Raw genomic sequence first — 9392 nt, 5'->3', positions numbered from 1 at the left:
TCACCTCGCTGTCTTCAATTTTGTATTCTACTTATTTTAAAGACCATAAAAAGATTGCCACAACACCGATGACGTTACTGTAAGATTCCAAGTTTGAACAATTGTCCTTGAAGTTCATGTTAAATTATTATTTTATGGGCAGCCTGCCACCACGAAACAGATATCTGCGCTATTGCCTTCTAGCAGGTATTCTTATCCATGTAACAAAAACAATTAAATTTTATTCCCCTTACAACCATCTACCTTTGACCAAACGACAACTTCTTTTTTTCCAAAACGTACATCCCTAATTTTATCGTTAATATCTATGGTTATTTTAAAACCACTTGTTTTCTTTTTTAATGTAAATAAACTTTCCTTAACTAAAACTAGAACATAGTCCTTTTCCGTTTTTATTTTAGTTCCAGTTATAAACAATGCGCTATCTCCTGTCCATCCTGTTAATTTTATTTGATTATAACTACAGGTTGTTTTTAAACTTGACGCATGATCCAATTCTAGGTACTGATAGAAACACCCTGAAACAAGCATTATTACAAGCCCTAACACCCCAGCAAGAGTTAATCCTAATAACCAAAATATTGTTTTCATGTCATACTACCTCTTTGAGGCTCTAATTGAGTTTGCTAATGTTGACGGATTGCTATATGGCCCATATACATTTAAGTATTCTCCAGTTCCAGCGCCCCATGCATCTCGAGCAAAGGTAGAACATGGAGCTGTTATGCCCCAACCATTGTTTCCCCGGCTCCCGTAATTTGTGATAACCTGATTTAGCCTTGTCTCATGCATATCATCAATCCATTTGCTTTTGTTTATTGATGGATCATTTAAAAAACCGCGCCTCAATTCAACATTTTTAAGCAACCCATTTGGATTGCCATCTGGATTATTTCCCCATGTTCCGTAAGTACTTAAATCGCCACCGTCTTTTCTAAATGAAATCCAAGCATGTCCTGAAGTTCCAGCAGAACCACTACTTGCACCAAGCCCATTGAATTTCCCGGTGGCATATATGGTTAAAACACCAGACAGACCTTGTGGATCAATCGTATCTAATGGACTCCCGTTCACATATCCATAAACATTCATTCCCGCTCCCAGTCCAAGTGGATCTCCTTCCATATATCGTCCTGTGGTAGGATCATAATCTCTAAATCCATTTTGAAATAATCCCGTCTCTTCATCAGCATATTGCCCCGGAAATCTCAAGTAGAACTTAAACAAACTACTTCCGACCATCATACTTGTTGGTTGAGATAATCCAAAAGGTTCTTTTGCATCCCACGACCATACTGTAGTGTTAATGTTATCTAGCACTCTGACAGGTGTTATCGTTTCATCAGTCTCAACAAAGTAGACATCTGTACCTCGCAATGACGCAACAGGTCTTGTTCCAAGATAAGCGAACTCTTCAACAGTTAGTCCAGAAACATCGTAGACACCCAACAATTGGCCTACACCAGCGTACACATAATAGACCTTATCTGTGCCAGCATGTTTGTAGACTCGTTCTCCCAAACCATTAACACCATAATCTATGACGCTTCCACCAATGTGGACATCTCTCATTCGGCTCCAGTCATCGTAAGAAAATTGCATTCCCGGCTTGTATAGAATATTGCCATTAGCCTCAGATGAGATATATCCGGAATTAAAGAACTCCAGTCCATTATTCCAAGGACTGTATCCATAGCTTAGTGGACCAAGACTTCCAAGATAACTCAAACGATTTGAGTTATCGTCATAAGTATAGGATCCCCACACGCTACTGCTCATTAAGCGATCACGAGAATCGTAATTGTAAACCATAGAATAATTTGGAGACGTTTGCACTACATCAGTAGTTCGCCAAGCGTCGTCCTTGCCAATAACTTTAACGGTTGTTCCGTATCTGATATCGCTGACACGACCATCCAAGTCATAACCATAAACGACTTGACGACCACTACCCCACGTCCATCCTTTTAAATTGTTCCAAGCGTCATAGGTCACATTATTTAGAATAGGTATTGCACCTACGGACTGCCCGGAAACATTTCCGTTCAGCCATGTTTGGTGAACCACTTTTCCAGATGGATAAGTAATATCAGTTAATTGTCCCGAATTATCATAGGTGTAACCAATCGTGAAAGTGTGTCCATCCATGACTGATGTCTTGCTTAAAGTGCGGCCCCATAGATCATAAGTGAAGCTGGTTGTGCCAGTTCTATCAGTAACAGAACAAAGTTTACCTATTCCTTTTGAACAGGAACCATAAGTTTTTACAATAGTTTCACCAGAGGAAGTGGCACTTTGCAAAGTCTCTCTATCTAGTACATCATAAGAATGAGTTATAGTCTTACCACGAGCATCTGTGGATGAGGTTATGTTGTTCTTGGCGTCAAAAACGTAATTTGAAATCCCAGTGTCGGGACTATTGAGAGTTACTACATTACCAAAGCCATCATAAGTATAGTTTGTTGTGACGCCCTTGGCATCCGTTTTAAGAATAACCTCACCGCCTGCACCATAATCTGTAGTTTCTTGAGTTGAATCAGGATTTGTGATTCCTGTTAACTGATTCAATGCGTCATACTGATAAGTGCTAGAATGACTAAGCGGATCTGTTTTTGAACGAACTAGTCCCTGATCATCGGTGACTGTGTTAAAAGCCTTGTTTTGATGATCAAGAAAATTCTTAACCCGACTTAAGTCATCGTATTCAAAGTCTTTTTGTTTGATAATAACGCCACTAGCATTCTTGAATACTGAAGATAAGATATCACCACCATTATTCAAAGTCAGAACATTACTGCCTAATAAGTTCCCGCTGGAATCCAGAATATCAGTTTGAGTTAATCGGTGAGCTGTGTCATAGGTATACTCAATAGCAGTTCCATTGGGAGCCGTAATTTTCTTAACAGATTGGAATGGCGTATAGGTTGTTGTATAGGTCTCCCAGTGGCATCCCGCTCCCGAAGAACACCCCTTCCGTATTTGCGTGATGTTGTGCCTTAAGTCATACGTTAGTTCTGTTCGAAGTCCATTAGGATCTTCCGACCAGCCTAGGTATCCCATTGTATCGTAACCACCTAGCAACGTCTCTTGATTAAGGGCATTTTTTACTTTTACGAGATTGCTTTGCGTATCGTAGTAATAATGAGTAGTATGCCCCTTGGCATCCGTTTCTGTTTCTACCTGTCCTGTGGAAGTATAGGTTGCAGAACCTGTTCTCGTAGATGAATAACCCGTTGCTGTAGCCACTTTACTCCATGAGGTTACATTGCCTGCCAGATCGTAAACAAAATTAGATGTTAGTAAACCCTCTCCAACAGGAGTTTCTACGGTTTGAGCCACAGTCGTCGGCAAGCGAAGTGCAGTGTCCCATGAATATGTGGTGGTTTGATGGTGGTAAAAATCCTTTGCTTTATCTTCTGATAGCAGAAGGCTATTACTTGTGTCATAGGTTCTTTGAGTATAGTGATTAAGGAAATCTTTGTATGTTGTTGGGTTCCCAACTGAATCGTAGTAGACCTGTTTGTAGTTCAAAGCACTACACGTAGGACAAGGGCGACTTAAATTAGTAAGTTGATTATTCACATTACTTTGAGTTTCAATAACAACACCGTTAGGGAAAGTCACTTTTTTAGGATAGGAAATAAAATCAAAAAGGAATTTATCCTGTTGATTACCTAACGATGTACTGGTGACACCTCTGTAATTAAAAGTATATGTTTGGTATGTTTGATTTGCTTCATCAATGGTTCCCACCTATTGATAGTCTGAACCCGAATTATTTTCTTCTGGACCATATTGATATTGCACTGAAGTGTTATCCGGATTAATAACTTCAAGAAGCTGAACTTGCGGATAGTTGGTTCCTCCTGTAATTCCATAAACATAACCAACGTTAGTTGTACCATCCGAAACAATGATTGGATGATTATCAATGGACATATCAAATAAAGAAGGATAGTGTGAAACCGTTCTTATGATGGGGTCCCCGTTAGAATCCACCTCTCCAATTGGAAAAGTTGTTGAAATCGCTGAACTGTCATAACTTAAATCAATGTGCCTTCCTGCGCTGTCTTCAATTTTTGACAACCTGTTGTCCGCATTATAAGTAAAAAGTAAGTGGTTACCGTTAAGGTCTTCCATTTTGGTAAGATGACCGCTATTGCCTTCATAGGTTTCAATTTCGTTATGTTTATTGCGAATACTTACTGACGTTAGATCCTGAGATGATGATATAGTCGCAACAATAGGGTTATTCATCCAACTAGCAGAGCTACTTGGAGCAGCAGGTGTCCAAGTCCAATCAACTCCCGCGGCCGCTCTAGTTCCGACAAACGGGAGTGTTTGGCTATCCTCTCTATTTAAGCTTAGAGTCGCGTGTGTGTCATCCACGGCCTCAATATGAACACTTCGTTCGTAATTAAATGACCAGCGTTTAGAAAATGAATTGTAATATCTAGACCAGACAATCGGATAAGGGGATTTGTTTTGATAGTCTACCTTATAGTCAGTAAGTTCGCCTGTAGCCAAATCCACAGGATCGCATGATTTGGCACATCCTTCTTTATCAATTAGATCCGATGATGGATTTGCTTCGTCTGAAGTGCTTCCATGATGTTTCGTACCATAGGCAGGACGACACATAGCAACTGCTTCTGTGGATGATGTGGCATCAAGAAAGTATTCATAGCCACTTGTGCAAAAAGCGTATTGACTTGAATAGAGTATTCCGGTTACGGAGCCGTCAACGTAAGTATGAATACTAACAACACGATATTTGTAATTTGTGTCAGGAGAATATCCTACGGGAGAAATATAGGTTAGTTGCGGATCAGATGTCCAATAGCATGGACCCGAACAATAATTGTCAGCTTTTATCCGATAAGCAATAGAATCATCTTCATTTAAAAAGATTGCGGTGGGCTGAGAGAATGGAGCAGAGGTTGTGACGAAGAAATTAGCAATTGGTCGGATACAGTCTTGTGAATCACCACCATTTTGTACACATTTGGCATACGGATTAGTGCCTGCCATTGCCTGATTAGGCATTATCATTGAGAAAACTAGTCCACACAAAATAAGTGTACAAATCCTTATAAACAGTTTATCCATGAGGCTTACCTGTGTAGTCAATAACTTCTATTGTATACAGTTGCGTAAGTTTTTATTAAACAAAACATAATTACTTGCGAAATGTTTCATAAAACAATTGAGCTCCAAAAACTAGATCTCATGGTTTCTTGGTAAGGTATTTGTTAGTTACAATTTAGAAATCAAAGTGTTACTTTAATTGGATGTAGGACTTTTTCTTAACCTTAAGTAAAAAGCTTTCTCTGAATCTAGCTATTTGACTTTCCGTATATGAAATATTATTGGTCTCCAAAATTCTCTTTAGCAACCATTGAACGCGTAAACTTGGTTTTCTATCAAATCCAAATGGATTGCCTACATCAATCCTCATGCCCATGAAACCAACAGGCCTACCTAGAAGGCCACGCTCATAAGGTGGCTTGCTTCCTTGTAGATAAAACTGCTCAGCAGTTAAATCCAAAATTTCACCTTCTTTATTTTGAAGCCACCAATGAGAAGTATTGTTTTCATCCTTTGTAGCATATGACATAAATCCAGATTCTGGACCACCAAGAATAAAATAAGCCGCCTCAGACGCCAGACTACAGAATCCAAAAGTCGGGTTTGATGGTTCCCATAAACCTTTGTATGGCTCATCAAGAAACTTTGGATCCAAACAAGAAACGATAATTCTAGCTAATTTTTTAGTATCAAATTTCATGAAACCATTCCTTATGGTTTTAGTTTTGATGAGTTCTTGTTTTCCTTTTTAGCTTCACTGGCAATACCTTCTTCTTTCTTCAAATCATCCGAGCGATAAGGTGCCATCAATTCGTTTTGCTGTTTAAAATACGCTTTCGCTGTAATTCCCAAAGGACGATCATTGGCATACCAATGAACCCAATCTTCATCTACTTCAAAAGGTTCTCCCCTTAATCCAAACTGTTTTGCCCATTCAATTGTATTTTTATAAAAGGCAGTTTGGAGAGACTTATGATGTTCATCGTATTTATGGAGGTTTAATTCCATGGATCCACCTTGTCCATCATTTCGCACGGTGAAAACCGACTCTCCTTTATAATAAATGGTGGCCGTAAAAGCAATAGTCTCTTGAGACATGCCTTTGTATTCCTTGTACTTCGAAACTGACCAATCGTCCATGACAGATGGTTCATCTGCCTCTAAAATGGGAGCCTCAACCAAAGTGAACAAGTGCGCAGGACCACTACACTGCTTTTCACCTTGGTCGTAGATTACGGTAACCTTATTCCCTCCCTTGACGACATATCCTTGGTGCCTTGAACCCGCAGAGTCTTCAAACTCAACATAATTGCCTTTTGTAATAGTCTTGAAATCTTGTTCATACCTCGCCTGCAATTTAGGATGCATCAAGACGGAACCAACTGGAGGTTTGGAAATTTGCGGAGAATTAGCCGGAACTGATTTATACACCTTCATGGAATCCGATTTTTCGTCATAAGTTACCAAATGCAGTGTTTTTGTTCCTGATAGAACATAAGACACCTGAGTTTTATTGACTAGTACAATGTCGCCTTTGTTGATGCTCATGACAAACCTTCTGATTGTTTATGTTTACGATGTGTGCTATGTATTTCATATGGTAAATGAACAGCTAGGATAAACCAAGTCCACTTCTCTTTAATAGGTTTAATTTAAGATCTTGAATCACACGTTTCATATTCTTGCCTAATGAATTAACAAAATTATCATAGGATTTCCATTCGTAACCACAAATTTCGGGAAATGGTTTTCTATTAGGCAATGTGACCATTGACGAACAATGACACAAACTCGTATCGAATGGTTCGGACAACTTTAAATGAAATAAATGTAAATCTTTTCCGGGCATGTAAGACATCTGCCCTAAATTTGTAAGATTACCTTTAAATTGTGAAATGTCTATTCCTGTTTCTTCAAAGCATTCTCTGACAGCCGCTTGAAGCGGTGTCTCTCCTTCTTCAATGATGCCCTTTGGAATATCCCAACGGTATCCAGCACCCGTGACCTTACCAGCAAAGAAGAGGTTTTTTGATTGAATGATCAAACCACATGAAATCTTTTTCATGGCTTAAGTCCAGTCTTTTTCTTGGTTTGATTAAGGGAATTTGCAGAACTCTCAGTATTGGTAGGGTTATCGTTTTCCATTTTCAATAAAAGAGAAACCGCATTGTCTTTATTTGCCAAGATGAAATCTTCAAAAGCATCATTGTCTTTGAAATGCGTTTTCAGTCTCTCCATAAACTTACCCAATTCAGGTCCCTGAATACCCACCTTTTGTTCAATGATAAGTCCACCATTGAAGTATTGACGAACTGCCTTCTTCTTGGCAAAGTGAACTCTTAATGCCTCTTCCTTTTCTTTGAATTCGGGAAAGAACTGATTGACGCGATTTTTCCAAAGGTCATCTGTTACTCGTTCTTTACCATTAAAATAGCCTTCAAGCTTTTTAACTTCACACCATTTGAGGAAGCCACTATAAGTAGAACGCTTCCTATCACGAATGCGTTGCGTGTGCGAACGGTTGACATCCAAGAAGTATTCTGGATCAAACCATTTGGGCGATGATGCGTAGGTGTAGATAGCCTCGAGATCTTCAAAGCCTTCATAGTATCTCTTTGGATCGTAGCCAAGGAATTCTAGTCCTTTTGTAAAATCCGTCGTTAACTCAACGGTTCCTAACAAATGGTCACCATCACGAACCATAGCATGCAATCCATCATGGCCGTGTTTCAATTGATTGGTCTTGGAAGCAATGACTCCCATCAAGTTGCCCAAATCATTCCATGAAAAATAGTTGACATTGTATTTAAAGTAAGGTGTATGCGAGCTAATAAGATCAACTTGGAACAATCCATTCTCAGGTTGGCCTTTTATCACAGGAATGCCTACGGAAACAACTGAACCATTTCTATGAACTACGGAATAGGGGATTCCATTAGCAGATTGTGTATCTTTTTTATTGATGTCTGGATTCTCACAAACATCATAATGTTTCATTAAACCTCTAATAACACTATCCTTATCAATGCCATCAGGAAGACCGTCAAGATCCATGAGGATATCAATGTCACCAAATGTATCTTTATTTTCGTAGGATTTTGGAATCTCAGGCAAGAAAAACTGTTTGACCCCAATATAGTGATAGTAGCTACTTAAAATGTTCATCACTTCGTCTTTAAGACGATTGTAATCCTCCCGATTCAAACGAGTAACAGGAAAACCTTGATTTGCGATAGCATTGCCACCCATGATGAACACCTTCTCAATGATTGAAATATCTTAACTATGGTATTCCTTTTTGCTCCGTAATACAAATACAATAGTGACTTACCATAGCACGGTCATGCACTTTAAACAGTCTTACTTTATGGATTCCTCAAATAACGCTATGTCCTCATGGGAGGACAAACACATATACGAGGTTATCAACACCATCAAAGGCATGAACGTTGGTGAGTTTAGAGCTTACATTGATAAGCATCTCACAGTGTTTAAAGATCCTGCTTACGTCATTCCTATGATCAAGGAAGTTCCCGGACTTTGGTTTGAGTTTCTTCCTCATGATGTGTTCAACAATAGGGAAGTGATGAAAGCCGGTATTAAAAAGAACGGAACCTTTATTCGATTCTCTGATACTCTCATTGATGATGAAGCTCTTGCCATTAAAGCCGTTAGTAAAACACCACATGCTTTTTGTCATCTTTCTCTGCGATTGAGAGGGGAGCATTCTTTTGTAGATCAATATCTTCATACCATAAAAGGGGAGCCACTTATTGATAAGGTGGCACCACAGTATTGGAAAAATCATTTAGGCGTGGCTAAGAGAGTTCTTTCAAAATATGGCGGATTATTGATTGATTTTCCCCATTATATTCGAAAGAATGTTGAGTTATGTAAAGTATCTATCAACTCCGAGCCACTAAAAGCCTATCAACAAATTGATGAGAGTCTTAAGGGCAATGAAGATCTACTGCATTATGCAATCAGTAAAGATGGCGGAACTCTTGGTTTTGCAGATAGTAAATTTCAATCTGACAAGAGCTATGTTTTGGAGGCAGTAAGTAGCGTGGGCTATTATTTCCAAAATAAAGTTCACAGTGGAACCACATTCAGTAAAGACCTTGATGTTATCAGAACCGCTTTATTGAAAAGTGGTTACAACTATGAATCGGTAGATGAGGATGTTAAAAAGGAAAACATAGACTTTGCTGTAATCGCTTTGGAATGTAATGGGAGAAACTTCGCTTTCGTCCCAGAGAGACATCATGATAATCCAAAAGTATTGGCAGCTTTGTTTTTCTCTG

The 9392-nt window shown here is 39.0% G+C and carries 8 protein-coding genes; 1 reads left to right on the top strand and 7 read right to left on the bottom strand.

The genetic code is table 11. The features are described 5' to 3' along the window. Positions 1-213: 213 nt before the first annotated feature. From EPN31_RS15655 to EPN31_RS15625, 7 genes are all read right to left on the bottom strand, one after another. Positions 214-591, bottom strand: a complete 378-nt coding sequence (locus EPN31_RS15655; protein ID WP_291775387.1) for a hypothetical protein — start codon at positions 589-591, stop codon at positions 214-216. Between the two features lie 6 nt (positions 592-597). Then, positions 598-3753 (bottom strand): RHS repeat-associated core domain-containing protein, encoded by a 3156-nt coding sequence (locus tag EPN31_RS15650; protein ID WP_291775383.1) that lies wholly within the window; start codon positions 3751-3753, stop codon positions 598-600. Continuing rightward, positions 3754-5109, bottom strand: a complete 1356-nt coding sequence (locus EPN31_RS15645; protein WP_291775380.1) for a DUF6531 domain-containing protein — start codon at positions 5107-5109, stop codon at positions 3754-3756. Positions 5110-5278: 169 nt separating this feature from the next. Next, on the bottom strand, positions 5279-5788 hold the full coding sequence (locus EPN31_RS15640) for a hypothetical protein (RefSeq protein ID WP_291775377.1): 510 nt from the start codon (positions 5786-5788) through the stop codon (positions 5279-5281). A gap of 11 nt (positions 5789-5799) precedes the next feature. Next, positions 5800-6636, bottom strand: a complete 837-nt coding sequence (locus EPN31_RS15635) for a hypothetical protein (protein WP_291775374.1) — start codon at positions 6634-6636, stop codon at positions 5800-5802. 64 nt (positions 6637-6700) lie between these two features. Next, positions 6701-7153: an NUDIX hydrolase gene (locus tag EPN31_RS15630; RefSeq protein WP_291775372.1), complete on the bottom strand. Its 453-nt coding sequence runs from the start codon at positions 7151-7153 to the stop codon at positions 6701-6703. Then, positions 7150-8337 (bottom strand): hypothetical protein, encoded by a 1188-nt coding sequence (locus EPN31_RS15625; protein ID WP_291775368.1) that lies wholly within the window; start codon positions 8335-8337, stop codon positions 7150-7152. Before EPN31_RS15625 ends, EPN31_RS15630 begins: the two co-directional genes overlap by 4 nt. Before the next feature lie 94 nt (positions 8338-8431). Between EPN31_RS15625 and EPN31_RS15620 the strand changes: the two genes are divergently transcribed. Continuing rightward, a partial coding sequence (locus EPN31_RS15620) for a DUF4116 domain-containing protein (protein ID WP_291775364.1) occupies positions 8432-9392 on the top strand: 961 nt, incomplete at its 3' end.

Source organism: Castellaniella sp. (assembly GCF_004321985.1).
Taxonomy (GTDB): domain Bacteria; phylum Pseudomonadota; class Gammaproteobacteria; order Burkholderiales; family Burkholderiaceae_B; genus Castellaniella.
The sequence above is the reverse complement of the archived record's forward strand: the minus strand, read 5'-3'. Positions and strand labels throughout refer to the sequence as shown.